The organism is Enterobacter sp. BNK-16 (genome assembly GCF_048684955.1).
In the GTDB taxonomy this organism is placed as follows: Bacteria; Pseudomonadota; Gammaproteobacteria; order Enterobacterales; family Enterobacteriaceae; genus Enterobacter; species Enterobacter bugandensis.
On the sequence record NZ_JBLQTQ010000001.1, the window covers coordinates 2,308,737 to 2,324,612 of the forward strand.

The window sequence follows — 15,876 nt, forward strand, 5'->3', positions numbered from 1 at the left end:
GTCGTATTTGCGTCATGGTTGCCAAAATGGCATCCATTTTCCGTGCGTGTTCACTTAAATGGTTCAGCGCAAGGTGAGCATCCCCTTTTATCACGCATTAACTTGAGCAGGATCCTGCAGAGATTTGCGCTTGCCAAAGCATAGATAATGCGTATAGTTCTCATTTGCATTGCAACCAATATATTCTAAGGCCCGTCCACGGGCTATTTTTGCGCGCACTTTCAAACGAGTTAACGATGAACAACACCAAAATGCATAAAACGCTGCTGGCGCTCGCCATTGGCGCGGTTACACATTCCGCCTGGGCGGCAGAGGATAAAAAAGAAGACACCATCGTTGTGCAGTCTGCACCTGCCGGCGACTTTAAACCCGGTGGCGACCAGCTGGTGCCGGCCTTCCTTGACGGACAGGTGGCGAACGGCGGGCGAATGGGGATGCTCGGCCAGCAGAACGCCATGGACGTGCCGTTCAACATCATCAGCTACACCTCAAAGCTGGTGGAAGATCAGCAGGCGAAAACCATTGCTGACGTGGTCGCCAACGACGCGGGCGTGCAGTTTGTTCAGGGTTACGGCAACAGCGCAGAAACCTTCCGCATTCGCGGCCTGAAGTTTGACGGCGACGACATGACCTTCGGTGGCCTCTCCGGCGTGCTGCCGCGTCAGGTGGTGGATGCCCAGATGGTTGACCGCATTGAGATCTTCAAAGGGGCCAACTCCCTGATGAACGGCGCGGCAAGCTCGGGTGTGGGCGGGATGATTAACCTTGAGCCTAAACACGCGGGCGACACCCCGCAGGCGAAAGTGGGCGTGGACTACACCTCGGATTCCCAGATTGGCACCACGCTGGATGCGGGGCGTCGCTTTGGCGATAACGACCAGTTCGGCGCGCGCGTGAACCTCGTGCATCGTGAAGGGGAAACCGGCGTACCGAACGATCGCCGCCGCACCACGCTGCTCTCCACCGGCCTGGACTACAAAGGCGACCGCTTCCGCACCTCGCTGGATCTGGGCTATCAGAAAAAAACCTTCCACGGCAGCCCGACCAGCGTCAACATCTCGGCGGTGGATTTTGTGCCAGAACCGCCGAAGAACGATCGTAACTTCTCGCAGAAGTGGGCCTACAGCGATATCGAAAACGAGTTCGGGATGTGGCGCAGCGAGTACGACATCACCGACAGCTGGACGGCCTATACCGGCCTGGGCGCGCAGCACGCGCATGAAGAAGGGATCTACAGCGCACCGAAGCTGGTGGACAAGAGCGGCAAGGCGACGGCCAGCCGACTGGATACCAACCGCATCAGCGATTCCGTCAGCGGCATGGCGGGCATTCGCGGCAACTTCAACACCGGCTTCGTCTCGCACAAGGTCAACGTCGGGTATTCCGCAATGACCAAAAACGAAAAAATCGCGTGGAAAATGTCGGCGACGGCGGATAACCCGACCACCAACATCTACCACAACACCGGCGTGGATATGCCGGACAGCACCAACTTCAACGGCTCCGGCGGTAAATACAGCGATCCGCTGACCAGCGGGCGCACCCGCACCCAGGGCTGGCTGCTGAGCGATACCTTGGGCGTGCTTGATGACAAGCTGCTGTTCACCGCAGGCGCGCGCCATCAGAAAGTGGTCGTTCGCGGGTATAACAAAATTACCGGCGCAGAGAACGACGCGGACGGCTTCGACGGCAGCCGCTGGATGCCAACCTACGGCGTGGTTTACAAACCGTGGGAAGAAATTTCCCTCTACGCCAACCACACCGAAGCGCTGCAGCCGGGCAAAACCGCACCTAACACCGCCACCAACTACGGCCAGAGCACCGGCATCGTTCACTCTAAGCAGAACGAAGTGGGCGTGAAGGCGGACTTCGGGCGCGTGGGCGGCTCTCTGGCGCTGTTTGAGATTAAAATGCCCTCGGCGATCCTCGATGCTAACAATCACTACGGCCTGGACGCTGAACAGCGCAACCGTGGCGTGGAGCTGAACGTCTTCGGCGAGCCGATGCTCGGGATGCGTCTGAACGCCAGCGCCACCTGGCTGCAGGCGGAGCTAACCAAAACCAAAAACGGCGTGAACCAAGGCAACGATGCAATTGGTATTCCGAACTTCTACGCCGTGCTGGGCGCGGAGTACGACATCAAGCCGGTTGACGGCCTGACAGCGACCGCGCGCGTGAACCACTCCGGCACGCAGTATGCCGACCTCGCGAACAGCAAAAAGCTGGATAGCTACACCACGCTGGATCTGGGCATGCGCTATCGCTTCGCGGTGAACCACAACGCAAACCAGATGACCGTGCGCGCGGGCATCGACAACGTGACCAATGAGAACTACTGGGCCAGCGTGGACGATTCCGGTACCTACATCACTCAGGGCGAACCGCGTACCTTTAAGGTCTCGGTTGGCTACGAGTTCTAAGCGTTCCACCTCGTTATCCGGGGCACGGATGCCCCCATCCTTCCGTCATCGTGTTATAAAATTGTAATAAAAGCTTCTTACACTGGTCGCCAACTCTTTACCTCTTGGCCAATGACAGGAAGCCGCTATGGGCAGACCCCTCAAATCCGTTTTTAAAAAAGAACATCGCGACGACATCGCTAACCGCAGCGCAAACCCGGTATTCTCCGAGGTGGCAGATGTGTTCCTCTCCCGCCGCCGTTTTCTCCAGATGGGGGCCGTTGCGGGGGCCGCCGTATCATTCCCGTTTCTGATCAAACCTGAGATCGCCATTGCCGCGGTATCGAAACCTTCCGCGCTGGCAAAAGCGGTTTCCCTGGGCTTTACCAGCATCGACGTCTCCACCGAAGATACGGTCAGGGTGCCGGAAGGCTATATTGCCCGCCCGTTCTATCGCTGGGGTGACCCGACGGGGATCAAAAACAACATGCCGGCCTTTAAGCCGGACGCCAGCAACACCACGGACGAACAGGCCGTGCAGGCGGGCATGCACCACGACGGCATGGCGTGGTTTAGCCTGCCGCAGGGGGAGCAAAACCCGGAGCATGGCCTGCTGGCGATGAACCATGAATACATCGACAACGGGATGCTGTTTACCGACGGTACGGCGAACTGGAGCCTCGACAAGGCCCGCAAGGGGCAGAACGCGATGGGCGTCTCGGTGGTGGAAGTGAAAAAAGCGGGCAGCGACTGGCAGGTGGTACGCCCGTCTTCATATGCCCGCCGCATCACCGTCAATACGCCGATGCAGCTTACCGGCCCGGCGCGGCATCAGGACTTAATGAAAACCGCCGCCGACCCGCAGGGGGAGCGCGTGCTGGGCACCATGCAAAACTGCGCTAACGGCCACACGCCGTGGGGCACCTATCTCACCTGCGAGGAAAACTGGTCGGATATTTTTGTCAAAAAAGCTGATCTCAATCCGCTGGAAAAACGCTACGGCATCAGCGACAGCGATGAATCCTACCGCTGGAACGAGGTGGACGAGCGGTTCAGCGTCGATAAAACCCCTAACGAACCCAACCGTTTCGGCTGGGTCGTGGAGATCGATCCTTACGACCCGACCTCTACGCCACGCAAGCATACCGCGCTCGGTCGCTTCAAGCATGAGGGGGCTGCCGTCACGCTCGCCGCCGATAATCGCGTGGTGGTCTATATGGGTGACGATCAGAAGTTTGAGTACATCTATAAGTTTGTCTCGGACAAAAAATACGATCCCGAGAACCGTGAAGCCAATATGCAGCTGCTGACCTCCGGCACGCTGTACGTCGCCAGGTTCAACGAGGACGGGAGCGGAGACTGGCTGCCGCTGATCTTCGGGCAAAATGGCCTGGATAAGAGTAAAGGGTTTGAAAGCCAGGGCGATCTGCTGATTAAAACCCGCCTGGCGGCCGACGCGGTGGGGGCGACCAAAATGGATCGCCCCGAATGGATAGCCGTCGATCCGCACGCCAGCGGCAGCGTCTACAGTACGCTCACCAACAACAGCGATCGCGGGAAAGAGGGGAAAGCGCCGGTGGATGCCGCCAACCCGCGCGCCAACAACGTGTTTGGGCATATCATGCACTGGCACGAAGACGGGGCCGATCCTGCTGCCGCGCGCTTTAAGTGGGATATTCTGGTCATGGCCGGACGCACCGACGGCGACGATCCGAAGGCCAAAGGCTCCATGCAGGGCGCGGCATTCGGCAGTCCGGACGGACTCTCTTTCGATCATCAGGGCGTCCTGTGGATCCAGACCGACGTCTCCTCCAGCACCATCAATAAGAAAGCGTATGAGGGGATGGGCAATAACCAGATGGTGGCGACCATTCCGGGCACCAACGAGTATCGCCGTTTCCTGACCGGGCCGCGCGGGTGTGAGATCACCGGCATTGCGTTTACGCCGGACAACCGCACGCTGTTTATCAACATACAGCACCCAGGGGAGGGCGGGGATGATATTACCGACCCGGCCAATCCTCGCGCCGTCTCCAACTGGCCGGACGCCAGCCCGAACGGACGCCCGCGATCGTCCACGGTGGTGATCGTTAAAGCGGACGGCGGAATTATCGGGTCGTGACGTTTATCCGCCGGGCGCACGCGCTGGCCCGGCGTTAAGCTTGCTACCACCAGCATGAAGTGTTAAAACGTGCCCCTTCTAAAAAAGAGACAGGGGTAGGGCGTGAAAGACGCGTCATCCGCTTCAGGCCATGGTCGCGCTGAAGCCTCGTCGGATCAGAATCCGACGCTGCAACGTGGTTTGCAAAATCGACATATTCAGTTAATTGCCCTTGGTGGCGCAATCGGTACCGGGCTGTTTCTCGGCATCGGCCCCGCCATTCAGATGGCCGGCCCGGCGGTTCTGCTGGGTTACGCTATCGCCGGGATTATCGCCTTCCTGATCATGCGCCAGCTCGGCGAGATGGTCGTTGAAGAGCCGGTGTCAGGCTCCTTCGCGCACTTTGCCTATAAATACTGGGGCCCGTTCGCAGGCTTCCTCTCCGGCTGGAACTACTGGGTGATGTTCGTGCTGGTGGGGATGGCGGAGCTGACCGCCGCAGGCATCTACATGCAGTACTGGCTGCCGGACGTGCCCACGTGGATCTGGGCGGCGGCCTTCTTCATCATCATTAACGCCGTTAACCTCGTCAACGTGCGCCTGTATGGTGAAACCGAGTTCTGGTTTGCGCTGATTAAGGTGCTGGCAATTATCGGCATGATCGGCTTTGGCCTGTGGCTGCTGTTCTCCGGCCACGGCGGCGAGCGGGCCACTATCGACAACCTGTGGCAGCACGGCGGCTTCCTGGCGACCGGCTGGAAAGGGCTCATCCTCTCGTTGGCGGTGATTATGTTCTCCTTCGGCGGTCTGGAGCTGATTGGCATTACCGCGGCCGAAGCGCGCGATCCGCACAAAAGCATTCCTAAAGCGGTCAACCAGGTGGTGTACCGTATTCTGCTGTTCTATATCGGCTCGCTGGTGGTGCTGCTGGCGCTTTACCCGTGGGTGGAAGTGAAGTCCGACAGCAGCCCGTTCGTGATGATTTTCCACGATCTCAACAGCAACGTGGTGGCTTCGGCACTGAACTTTGTCATTCTGGTGGCCTCTTTGTCGGTGTACAACAGCGGGGTCTACTCCAACAGCCGTATGCTGTTTGGCCTCTCCGTACAGGGCAACGCGCCGAAGTTCCTCACCCGCGTCAGCCGCCGCGGCGTGCCGGTCAATTCGCTGTTCCTTTCTGGCGCGATTACGTCTCTGGTAGTGCTAATTAACTACCTGCTGCCGAAACAGGCCTTCGGCCTGCTGATGGCGCTGGTTGTGGCGACGCTGCTGCTGAACTGGATCATGATCTGCCTCGCGCACCTGCGTTTCCGCGCGGCGATGCGCCGTAAGGGGCGCGAGACGCAGTTCAAAGCGCTGCTCTATCCGGCGGGGAACTACCTCTGTATCGCGTTCCTGGCGTTGATTCTGGTGCTGATGTGCACCATGGATGAGATGCGGCTTTCAGCAATGCTGCTGCCGGTATGGGTGGTGTTCCTGTTTATCGCGTTTAAGCTCTCACGCAAAAAGTAGCCCGTTTTTCTCCCTCTCCCTGTGGGAGAGGGCCGGGGTGAGGGCAACAGACCGCACCAAACCAGACCGCACCTGCCTTCACGCCCGGTGGCGCTGCGCTTACGGGCCTACAAAACACTGCTTCATCTTTATCGTGACCCCCCTCCCAAATCTTCTACGATCCACAGGATCTTTATTTTGTAATCGATTACTTTTCATTTGAGTTGTTTTGTAATCGATTACTTTTTCCGGGTGAGGCTTATCATGGTGTCAACTGAAAGTAGTGAAAAGGCGATAGCGCAGCACCGGCTGCTGGTACCGCGGCTGTCGCTGATGATGTTTCTGCAATTTTTTATCTGGGGTAGCTGGTCGGTCACGCTCGGCCTGGTGATGACCCAGCACAACATGTCTCTGCTGATTGGCGATGCGTTCTCCGCCGGGCCAATCGCCTCGATTCTCTCGCCGTTCGTGCTCGGGATGCTGGTGGACCGCTTCTTCGCCTCGCAGAAGGTGATGGCGGTGATGCACCTCGCGGGCGCGGCGATCCTCTGGTTCGTGCCGGGGGCGCTGATTGCCGAGAACGGCGCGCTGCTGATTGGCCTGCTGTTTGGCTACACGCTCTGCTACATGCCGACGCTGGCGCTGACCAACAACATCGCGTTCCATAGCCTGGCGAACGTGGATAAAACCTTCCCGGTGGTGCGCGTGTTCGGCACCATCGGCTGGATCGTGGCGGGCATTTTCATCGGCGTCACCGGCGTGGCGTCCAGCGTTACCATCTTTAAGGTAGCGGCGGCCAGTTCCGTGCTGCTGGCGCTTTACAGCCTGACGCTGCCGCACACGCCTGCGCCCGCGAAAGGCCTGCCGGTGAAGGTGCGGGATCTCTTCTGCGCGGATGCGTTCGCGCTGCTCAAAACCCGCCACTTTTTCGTCTTCTCCGTCTGCGCGATGCTGATCTCCGTCCCGCTCGGCACCTATTACGCCTACACCGCCTCGTATCTGGCGGATGCAGGAATTGCCGACGTCAGCACCGCCATGTCCTTCGGGCAGATGTCCGAGATCTTCTTCATGCTGGTCATTCCGCTGCTGTTCCGCCGTCTGGGCGTGAAGGTCATGCTGCTGATCGGCATGCTGGCGTGGTTTGTGCGCTACGCCATGTTCGCGCTGGGCGTCAGCGAGGAGGGGCGCATTCTGCTGTATCTCGGCATTCTGCTCCACGGCGTCTGCTACGATTTCTTCTTTGTCGTCGGCTTTATCTACACCGACCGGGTGGCAGGCGAAAAGGTGAAAGGCCAGGCGCAGAGCATGATCGTGATGTTCACCTACGGCATCGGCATGCTGCTCGGCTCGCAGATTTCCGGCGCGCTCTATAACCGCCTGGTGGCAGGGCAGGCCGTGCCGCAGGCGTGGGTGACATTCTGGTGGATCCCGGCGGTAGCGGCCGCGGCGATCGCGCTGATTTTCCTTCTCACGTTTAAGTATGACGATGACAAGGCGTAACGTTCAGGAGGTGGTATGAGGACGATGAAAGGACCCGGCATTTTTCTGTCGCAGTTTATTGGCGCAGAAGCGCCGTTTAATTCGCTCGACGGGCTGGCTGAATGGGCGGCAGGTAAAGGTTATAAGGCGGTGCAGATCCCCTGCAACCATCCGCACATCTTTGACGTCGAGAAAGCGGCGGAGAGCCAGGCCTACTGCGATGACATCGCCGCTACGCTGGCCGCGCACGGGCTGGTTATCAGCGAGCTGTCTACCCATCTGGAAGGGCAGCTCGTGGCGGTGAACCCCGCCTACAGCGACGCGTTTGACCACTTCGCGCCCGCATCAGTGCGCGGTAACGATGCTGCGCGTCGGGCGTGGGCCACGGAGAAGCTGAAGCAGGCGGCGGTCGCCTCGGCAAGATTAGGTCTGAAAGCGCACGCCACCTTCTCCGGCTCGCTGGCGTGGCCGTTTTTCTATCCGTGGCCGCCGCATAACGAGCAGCGTTTTCAGGAAGCGTTCGAGGAGCTGGCAACCCGCTGGCGGCCAATACTGGATACCTTTGGCGAGCAGGGGGTGGACGTCTGCTTTGAGCTGCATCCCGGGGAAGATCTGCACGACGGCGTGACCTTCGAGCGTTTTCTGGCGCTGGTGGATAACCATCCGCGCTGCAACATCCTCTTTGATCCGAGCCATATGCTGCTCCAGCAGATGGACTATCTGGCCTTTATCGACATCTTCCATGCGCGCATCAAGGCGTTCCACGTGAAGGATGCCGAGTTCCGCCCCAGCGGGCGCAGCGGCGTGTACGGCGGCTACCAGCCGTGGATCAACCGCGCCGGTCGCTTCCGTTCGCCCGGCGACGGGCAGATCGACTTTAAGGGCATTTTCAGCAAGCTGACCCAGTACGACTACGACGGCTGGGCGGTGCTGGAGTGGGAGTGCTGCCTGAAGGACGGCGATACCGGCGCGCGCGAAGGCAGCGAATTTATCCGCCGCCATATCATTCCCGTTTCCGGACGGGCGTTTGACGATTTCGCCGCAGGGGGCAGTCATGATTAACGTCGGGATCGTCGGCAGCGGGTTTATTGGCCCGGCACATATCGAGGCGCTCAGGCGCCTCGGGTTTGTTCAGGTGGTCGCGCTGTGCGACGGCTCGCTCGTTAAGGCGCAGGAAAAGGCGCGCCTGCTAAACGTACCGCACGCGTACGGCAGCGTTGAGGAGCTGCTCGCGCACCCTGATTTGCACGTGGTGCACAACTGCACGCCGAACCACCTGCACGCACAGATTAACCGCCAGATCCTGCGCGCGGGCAAACACGTGTTTTCCGAAAAGCCGTTGTGCATGACGCCTGAGGAGGCGCGCGAGCTGGTGGCGCTGGCGGAGCAGGCGGGCGTGGTGCACGGCGTGAGCTTCGTCTATCGCCAGTTTGCGATGGTGCGTCAGGCGGCGAGCATGCTGCGCGCAAGCAGCCTCGGGCGGATTTTTGCCTCACACGGCAGCTACCTACAGGACTGGATGCTGCTGGAAACCGACTACAACTGGCGGGTGGATGCCGCGCTCGGCGGCGAATCGCGCGCGGTGGCGGATATCGGCTCCCACTGGTGCGACACGGTGCAGTTCGTCACCGGGCGGCGCATTACTGAGGTGATGGCGGATCTCTCCATCGTCTGGCCGACGCGCAGGGCCAGCAAGGGCGGGAATCAAACCTTCTCCCATGACGAACAGGCGGAGTATGAAGACAAACCAGTCACGACCGAAGACTTTGGCTCGGTGCTGTTCCGCTTTGACGACGGCAGCAAAGGCAGCTTTAGCGTCTCGCAGGTAAGCGCCGGGCGAAAAAACCGTCTGACCTTTGAGATCAACGGCAGCGAGCGGTCGGTGGCATGGGATCAGGAGATCCCGCAGCAGCTGTGGATCGGCCATCGCGACCGGGCAAACCAGACGCTCACCGACGATCCGGGGCTGATGAACCCTGACGTTGCCGACAGCGCCCATTTCCCTGGCGGGCATATTGAAGGCTGGCCGGATGCCTTCAAAAATATGATGGCGCAGTTCTACCGCGCCGTGCAGGCGGGCGCAATGCCGGAGACGCCGCAGTTTGCGACGTTTCACGATGGCGCAAACGTGATGTATATCATTGATGCCATTGTGAAAAGCCATCAGCAGCAGCGCTGGGTGCGCGTGGAATGCTGACGCATTGCCCGGTTCGCCGGGCAACAAATTTATGGTAGCCTGCACAAAACGCTAACCGCAGGATGTATCGTCGCTATGTCAATTCAGAAAATCGCTCAGCTGGCCGGGGTTTCCGTGGCGACGGTCTCCCGCGTGCTGAATAACAGCGACACCGTGAAGGCGAAAAACCGCGAGCGCGTTCTGCAGGCGATTCAGGAGAGCAACTACCAGCCAAACCTGCTCGCCCGACAGCTGCGCACCGCTCGCAGCTATATGATCCTGGTGATGGTGTCCAACATCGCCAACCCGTTCTGCGCCGAAGTGGTGAAGGGCATCGAAGCCGAGGCGGAGAAAAACGGCTACCGCATTCTGCTATGCAACTCCGGCTCGGACATCGAGCGCTCCCGCTCGGGCTTGAGCCTGCTCTCCGGCAAAATCGTCGACGGCATTATCACCATGGACGCCTTCTCGAAGCTGCCGGAACTTGCCGCGCTGATTGGTTCTGCACCGTGGGTGCAGTGCGCCGAATATGCCGATGCGGGCGCGGTCTCCTGCGTCGGCATCAATGATGTGGACGCTTCACAGCATGCCGTCAGCCAGCTGGCCGACGGCGGCCGCAAGCGTATCGCGATGATCAACCACGATCTCAGCTACAAATATGCTCGCCTGCGCGAACGCGGCTACAAGAGCGTGATCCACCTGCAGGATCTGGACTATCAGGCGGTGGAGTATGCCAGCGATCTCAGCTCCGGGGCGGGCATGGCGGCGATGCAAAACCTGTTAAAAGATAATCCGCCGGATGCAGTATTTGCCGTTTCCGATACGCTGGCAGCGGGCGCGCTGCGCGCCATTCAGCAGGCAGGTCTGCGGGTGCCAGAGGATATTGCCGTGGTCGGCTTTGACGGTACTGAGCTGGCGGACATGATTTCACTTACCACCATCGAACAGCCGTCACGTGATATCGGGCGCAAGGCGGTCAATCTTCTCTTAAACAAAATCGACAACCCGGATGCGCCCACGGAAAGGGTGATGATGGACTGGCGCTTTATTTCCCGCGCCAGCACCTGATTATCTGGCAATAACGCCTGCCAGGGAGCGAATATCGTTCCCGGTCGGCGACTGGTGAATACGCAGGCCAAACTCATCCACTACCGCGAAAATATGGTCGAAGATATCGGCCTGAATATCTTCGTATTCCGCCCAGATTACCGTATTGGTAAAGGCATATATTTCAATCGGCAACCCGTTGGCATCCGGCGCCAGCTGGCGCACCATCAGCGTCATATCTTTACGAATACGCGGATGGTTACGCAGATATTCATTCAGGTAGGCGCGGAAGGTGCCGATATTGGTCATCTTGCGCAGGTTTAATACCGATTCCCCTTCGCCGTTCTGCTGATTCCACAGGCTAATTTCCTCATGCCGCGCGGCCAGATAGGGCTTCAGCAGTTTCGCCTGAATCAGCTTCTGCTGCTCCTGCTCGTCGAGAAAATGAATGCTGGTGGTATCGATATTCAGGCTGCGCTTGATGCGTCGCCCGCCGGAGGCGGACATCCCGCTCCAGTTGATAAAGGCGTCGGAGACCAGCGCCCACGTCGGAATGGTGGTGATGGTGTTATCGAAGTTGCGTACTTTAACGGTCGTCAGGCCGATGTCCGTCACCGTACCATTAGCGCCGTACTTCGGCATTTCCAGCCAGTCGCCGAGCTTGAGCATGTCGTTGGCGGAAAGCTGAATACCCGCCACAAGGCCGAGTATCGGGTCTTTAAACACCAGCATCAGGACGGCGGCCATGGCACCCAGACCGCTGATCAGAATCGCCGGGGACTGGCCGATCAGCAGGGAGATAATCAAGATCCCCACCAGGATAGCGCTCACCAGCTTAATGCCCTGGAAGATCCCCTTCAGCGGCAGCTGCGAGGCGGTCGCCATCTTTTGCGACAGATTAAATATCACGTCCAGCAGCGAGAAGAAGGAGAGCAGGGCATACACCATCACCCACAGCTTCGCGCAGGTGGTGAGTATTTCCGCCGCTTCGCTGCCTTTTTGCAGCCACAGTACCGCCTGAACGTTGACGATTATCCCCTGCAGGGTAAAGGCCAGACGGTGAAATAATTTATTCTGGGTAATGATTTGCAGCCATAAATGGCTACTGGCCTGCGCGCGTTTCTCGAATGCGCGCAGCACCAGTTTGTGCAAAATAAAATGAACAATGATGGCGGTGAGAAAAATAATACCAAAGATAATCACTAAAGAGGTGGTGTGATTAATTTCAATCCCTAACTCTTCAACCTGAGCAATTAATTCCTGCATAACGTCTCCTGTATTGATGCAGCCCCATAATGGCGGCTGCGGATCTATTATGCAAATTCACAGGGTTATTTGGCGGCCTCACAGACCTTCACTACCGGCAGGCAGAGACGATGACGCATGCGCAGCGTCGCCAGAGTCAGGATAACCATCAGGCCGGTTTCCACCGCCAGGAAAAGGTTAATCGCCTGCGCGTAATCCCCGTGGTAATTCTGCAGCCCGTGCAGCAAAATCGCCCCGAAAATGGCCGGTCCCAGACCCAGCGCGGCCTGCTGCAGCGTGCTGAGAATGGCGCTTGCGGCCCCTGCGTCGTCAGGCTGGATGTCGCGCATCCCGATGCGGTAGAAGCTGTTTACAATCAGCGCCTGGCCGTAGCCGACCAGCCCGGTGGCAGGGGCCAGCGTCAGCGCGGTGTTGTTCACGCCCCAGAGCCGGAACGTCGCGATGAGCGCCAGCAGGCCGATTATCTGAATTGCCAGACCCGTCAGCAGAATCGTGCTGGTACTGTAGCGGGCAATCAACCGCGGCGCGAACCAGGCAGAGATAAAATAGGTCACGCCCAGGGCGATAAAGCTGTTCCCGGACTGCCACGGCGCCATCCCCAGACCGGTCTGCATGGTCAGCGCCATACAGAACATAAACCCGGACCAGACGCTGAAAAAGAGCAGCGCAATCACGATGCCAAAGCGAACGCTGCGAAGCTGAAGCAGGCGTGGCGGGATCAGCGGATGGGCATTCTCTCTCTCCTTTTTGCGTGCGTTCTGCGCCATCAGCCAGGCCAGCGGAATAATGGCAAGAAGCATAACCTTCAGCGACCACGGCCAGTGCCACTGCGGACCGAGCGCCATCGGGAACAGCAGGCAGCAAAGAATGAGGGCCAGCAGCACGGTGCCTGTCCAGTCGATGCGCGACGGCGTTTCACGACGGGTTTCCGGCACGTAGCGGAGGCTTAACGCCAGCACCACCAGACAAATCGGCACGTTGATAAAGAAGGCGTTACGCCAGCCCAGCCCGGCGATATCCGCCGACACCAGCCAGCCGCCGCCCATCTGCCCGACGATAAACGCAATCCCGCCAATGCCGCCAAACAGGCTAATGGCCTTCGCGTGGGCGCTACCTTTTAGCGTGACGTGCAGCGTGGCGAGGATCTGCGGCATGATGAGCGCTGCCCCCGCGCCCTGAACGATGCGTGCGGCCAGCAGTTGTTCAATATTTCCCGCCATCCCGCACAGCAGCGAGGCCAGCCCAAAAACTGCCACGCCCCACATAAACAGGCGACGGCGGCCACGGTTATCCCCCAGCTTGCTGCCGAGCGCAAGGCAGACGGCAAAGGCCACGCCGTAGAGAGCGACAATGAGCTCCAGCTCGGTGGCGGTGGCGTGCAGCGAGTGGGTGATGGCGTCCAGCGCCACGTTGGTGATTGAGGTATCAATCATCGGCAGCATCTGGCCGGTTAACAGCAATATCAGGCCTGCGCGACCCGGTGAAACAACTGACGTATTCATGGTAACTCCATTGCGTCATTCATCAGATGGTCGTAGCATCAACCATCTGATAAACGGGTACCAGTTCTTGCTTATACTGGTACTGGCACTACCATGCAGGGGGATTTATGGCCTTGATGTCTGAACCCGTCACCTCACTTCAGGATGACACCCGAAAACAGCTGGGGGCATTTTTACGCGCCCGGCGGGAAAGCCTCGATCCCCAGCGTCTCGGCCTGCCGCGCAGCGGTCGGCGGCGCACGCCGGGCCTGCGCCGGGAGGAGGTGGCGATGCTCGCTGACGTGGGCGTGACCTGGTACACCTGGCTTGAGCAGGGCAGGGACGTCAACCCCTCCAGCGCAGTGATGGCCGCCATCGCAAAAGCGCTGCAGTGCACCCCGACCGAGGCCCGGCATCTTTTCGTGCTCGCCGGCTTGCCGCCGGGAGAAGCCCCGCAGGCGGTCTGCTGCGAGGGCATCAGCGAAGGCACGCGCCGCCTGCTGGATACCCTGATGCCTAAACCCGCCAGCATTCAGAAGCCCAACTTCGACATCGTCGCGTGGAATGACAGCTTCGGGCATCTCATGGGCGTCGATTTCAACGCCATCCCGCCGGAAGACCGCAACTGTATTTACCTGTTCCTTACCCATCCGGCGTGGCGTGCGCGTCTCGGCAGACGCGACGACGTGCTGCCGATTTTCGTCTCCTACTTCCGCGCGGCAATGGCCGAGCACCGGGGCGACCCGCTGTGGGAAGCCAAACTGGCGCGCTTCTTCGCGGTGTCCGAAGAGTTCAAAATCCTGTGGCACCAGCGCAACGACGTGCGCGGCGTGGAGAACCAGCTCAAGCTGTTTACCCATCCAGAACTGGGAGATTTTACGCTGCAGCAGATGTACTGGTACTCCGCGCCACGAAACGGATCGCGGCTGCTGGTGTATCTCCCGGTGGATGAGGCGGGGGAAAGGGCGATGGAATGGCTGGCCGGGCAGGGGAAATAAGTTTTTGCGAGGCGCTTTCAGGGAATCGAAGCGGATCCGGTTCTTCCTGTTAAAAATGGGTAAGGTGGGACACGAAAAGCTAAATTAGCCTTTAATGCAAATTGCCTTATATGCTAATATCATCAGGGATGAAATATCGTGTTCAGACTTATCGTTCATGAGGCGGTAAGGGAAGAGATTCTCTTACTGCCTGCTGGGGTGAAGGCGAAGCTGATTCGCCAGCTTGATAAATTGCGTTTAAACCCGACGGCTCTTCGGGAACCTGACAGCAAACCATTGCCGCATGGCCTGTTTGAAATAAGGACCGTTGGGCTGATCCATACCCGAGGTATCTATGTTTACCAGCGGGAAAAGACGATTTTTCTTTTGCGCGTGTTTGTTAAGAAGACGCAAAAAACGCCCTCTGCTGAACTTCGTCTGGCACTGAAGCGACAACAGGAGATGTTGGATGAGCAAGAAGATTATTGACTGGGATGAACTCAGGGCTGAACTGTTAAGCGATTCAGAGGTTCAGGCTTCCTTTGATGCAGAAGAGCGCAAGGAGCGTTTGCGGGAGATGCTGGCGCAATGGCGCAATCATGCTGGCCTGACGCGCGCCCAGGTGGCGGAGCGGATGGGCGTCAGCGCACCAACGGTTTCAAGAATGGAAGCGAATATTACCCGGGCGAGTCTCGATACATTAACGCGTTATGCGCTGGTGTGCGGGATAAAGCATCCGCAGATTACGCTTTATTGAAAACGGGCACGCCTCAAGCGGGCGTGCCCGAAACGATCAGCACTCGGTCACAATCGTGCTCAGCGGCAGACGAGACTTCGGCAGCGTGGCGTTAAAATCTTCCACGCTGTGGTGCCCGACCGGGACCACCACCAGGCTGGTGAAGCCTTTCTCTTTCAGGCCAAACTCTTCATCCAGAATCGCCGCGTCAAAGCCTTCAATCGGCACCGCGTCCAGACCCATCGCGCCCACGCCCAGCAGGAAGTTACCGACGTTCAGGTAAACCTGTTTCGCCATCCACTGGTCGTCATCTTTCAGATCCACGCGGTGCATATCGGCGAAGTAGGTGCGGCCCTTATGGTTCGCGGCTTTAGCTTCCGGCGTGTTGAAACGGCCATCGGCCTCTTCCTGGTCGACAACGCGTTCCAGCCAGGCGTCGTCCATCGCGGTTTTCGCGCAGAACACCACCACGTGAGAGGCGTCCAGCATTTTGCGTTCGTTGAACACGTAAGTGCCCGCCGCGGATTTCGCCACGCGGGCTTTACCTTCCTCGGTGCTGGCCACAATGAAGTGCCACGGCTGGGAGTTGGTGCTGGACGGGCTGTACTGCAGCAGGGTTTTGATTTTCTCTGCTTCTTCAGCGGTCAGTTTTTTGGTTGGGTCGAACGCCTTAGTAGAGTGGCGTTTCAGGGCGACAGAAATGATATCCATAACTACTCCTGG

At 58.9% G+C, this 15,876-nt stretch carries 13 protein-coding genes; 10 read left to right on the forward strand and 3 right to left on the reverse strand.

Features of this window, described 5'->3' with window-relative positions; translation table 11 throughout:
- Positions 1 to 236: 236 nt before the first annotated feature.
- The 7 genes from ACMGGH_RS11025 to ACMGGH_RS11055 all read left to right on the forward strand — a co-directional run bounded on the left by ACMGGH_RS11025 (position 237) and on the right by ACMGGH_RS11055 (position 10,714).
- The gene (locus ACMGGH_RS11025) at positions 237 to 2,420 is read left to right on the forward strand and encodes a TonB-dependent receptor (RefSeq protein ID WP_193052451.1); all 2,184 of its coding nucleotides are present in this window, start codon (positions 237 to 239) and stop codon (positions 2,418 to 2,420) included.
- Positions 2,421 to 2,547: 127 nt separating this feature from the next.
- On the forward strand, positions 2,548 to 4,521 hold the full coding sequence (locus ACMGGH_RS11030; RefSeq protein ID WP_420299120.1) for a PhoX family protein: 1,974 nt from the start codon (positions 2,548 to 2,550) through the stop codon (positions 4,519 to 4,521).
- 102 nt (positions 4,522 to 4,623) lie between these two features.
- Entirely contained in the window at positions 4,624 to 6,012 is a 1,389-nt protein-coding gene (pheP, locus tag ACMGGH_RS11035) for a phenylalanine transporter (protein WP_047367642.1), read from the forward strand.
- Positions 6,013 to 6,255: 243 nt separating this feature from the next.
- Positions 6,256 to 7,491 carry an MFS transporter gene (locus ACMGGH_RS11040; protein ID WP_136486474.1) on the forward strand — a complete coding sequence of 412 codons (1,236 nt, stop codon included), beginning with the start codon at positions 6,256 to 6,258 and terminating at the stop codon, positions 7,489 to 7,491.
- A gap of 15 nt (positions 7,492 to 7,506) precedes the next feature.
- Entirely contained in the window at positions 7,507 to 8,532 is a 1,026-nt protein-coding gene (locus tag ACMGGH_RS11045) for a sugar phosphate isomerase/epimerase family protein (protein ID WP_045260717.1), read from the forward strand.
- Complete coding sequence (locus ACMGGH_RS11050) at positions 8,525 to 9,667, forward strand: Gfo/Idh/MocA family protein (RefSeq protein WP_232948778.1); 1,143 nt, start codon at positions 8,525 to 8,527, stop codon at positions 9,665 to 9,667. Before ACMGGH_RS11045 ends, ACMGGH_RS11050 begins: the two co-directional genes overlap by 8 nt.
- Positions 9,668 to 9,742: 75 nt before the next feature.
- Entirely contained in the window at positions 9,743 to 10,714 is a 972-nt protein-coding gene (locus ACMGGH_RS11055; RefSeq protein WP_420299121.1) for a LacI family DNA-binding transcriptional regulator, read from the forward strand.
- Here ACMGGH_RS11055 and ACMGGH_RS11060 read toward each other — a convergent pair whose 3' ends face one another.
- Entirely contained in the window at positions 10,715 to 11,959 is a 1,245-nt protein-coding gene (locus ACMGGH_RS11060; RefSeq protein ID WP_041911005.1) for a mechanosensitive ion channel family protein, read from the reverse strand.
- Between the two features lie 65 nt (positions 11,960 to 12,024).
- Positions 12,025 to 13,461 carry an MFS transporter gene (locus tag ACMGGH_RS11065; protein ID WP_232948780.1) on the reverse strand — a complete coding sequence of 479 codons (1,437 nt, stop codon included), beginning with the start codon at positions 13,459 to 13,461 and terminating at the stop codon, positions 12,025 to 12,027.
- A gap of 107 nt (positions 13,462 to 13,568) precedes the next feature.
- On the opposite strand from ACMGGH_RS11065, the gene ACMGGH_RS11070 reads away from it, so the two are divergent.
- The 3 genes from ACMGGH_RS11070 (at position 13,569) to ACMGGH_RS11080 (ending at position 15,174) form a co-directional block, all read left to right on the forward strand.
- Positions 13,569 to 14,438 (forward strand): helix-turn-helix transcriptional regulator, encoded by an 870-nt coding sequence (locus ACMGGH_RS11070; RefSeq protein WP_232948781.1) that lies wholly within the window; start codon positions 13,569 to 13,571, stop codon positions 14,436 to 14,438.
- A gap of 138 nt (positions 14,439 to 14,576) precedes the next feature.
- Positions 14,577 to 14,906 carry a type II toxin-antitoxin system RelE/ParE family toxin gene (locus tag ACMGGH_RS11075; RefSeq protein ID WP_028012246.1) on the forward strand — a complete coding sequence of 110 codons (330 nt, stop codon included), beginning with the start codon at positions 14,577 to 14,579 and terminating at the stop codon, positions 14,904 to 14,906.
- Positions 14,887 to 15,174: a helix-turn-helix domain-containing protein gene (locus ACMGGH_RS11080; protein WP_028012247.1), complete on the forward strand. Its 288-nt coding sequence runs from the start codon at positions 14,887 to 14,889 to the stop codon at positions 15,172 to 15,174. The genes ACMGGH_RS11075 and ACMGGH_RS11080 overlap by 20 nt, the downstream gene beginning before the upstream one ends.
- A gap of 36 nt (positions 15,175 to 15,210) precedes the next feature.
- Here the strand turns inward: ACMGGH_RS11080 and nfsB are convergent, their stop codons facing one another.
- Complete coding sequence (nfsB, locus tag ACMGGH_RS11085) at positions 15,211 to 15,864, reverse strand: oxygen-insensitive NAD(P)H nitroreductase (protein ID WP_047367650.1); 654 nt, start codon at positions 15,862 to 15,864, stop codon at positions 15,211 to 15,213.
- Positions 15,865 to 15,876 lie beyond the last annotated feature (12 nt).

Excerpts from the sequence above, each read along its gene's own strand:
- ACMGGH_RS11040 (WP_136486474.1), top strand. The coding sequence starts at position 6,256 with ATGGTGTCAACTGAAAGTAGTGAAAAGGCGATAGCGCAGCACCGGCTG.
- ACMGGH_RS11045 (WP_045260717.1), top strand. The coding sequence starts at position 7,507 with ATGAGGACGATGAAAGGACCCGGCATTTTTCTGTCGCAGTTTATTGGC.
- ACMGGH_RS11065 (WP_232948780.1), bottom strand. The coding sequence starts at position 13,461 with ATGAATACGTCAGTTGTTTCACCGGGTCGCGCAGGCCTGATATTGCTG.
- ACMGGH_RS11080 (WP_028012247.1), top strand. The coding sequence starts at position 14,887 with ATGAGCAAGAAGATTATTGACTGGGATGAACTCAGGGCTGAACTGTTA.
- ACMGGH_RS11050 (WP_232948778.1), top strand. The coding sequence starts at position 8,525 with ATGATTAACGTCGGGATCGTCGGCAGCGGGTTTATTGGCCCGGCACAT.
- ACMGGH_RS11060 (WP_041911005.1), bottom strand. The coding sequence starts at position 11,959 with ATGCAGGAATTAATTGCTCAGGTTGAAGAGTTAGGGATTGAAATTAAT.
- ACMGGH_RS11030 (WP_420299120.1), top strand. The coding sequence starts at position 2,548 with ATGGGCAGACCCCTCAAATCCGTTTTTAAAAAAGAACATCGCGACGAC.
- nfsB (WP_047367650.1), bottom strand. The coding sequence starts at position 15,864 with ATGGATATCATTTCTGTCGCCCTGAAACGCCACTCTACTAAGGCGTTC.
- ACMGGH_RS11070 (WP_232948781.1), top strand. The coding sequence starts at position 13,569 with ATGGCCTTGATGTCTGAACCCGTCACCTCACTTCAGGATGACACCCGA.
- ACMGGH_RS11055 (WP_420299121.1), top strand. The coding sequence starts at position 9,743 with ATGTCAATTCAGAAAATCGCTCAGCTGGCCGGGGTTTCCGTGGCGACG.
- ACMGGH_RS11025 (WP_193052451.1), top strand. The coding sequence starts at position 237 with ATGAACAACACCAAAATGCATAAAACGCTGCTGGCGCTCGCCATTGGC.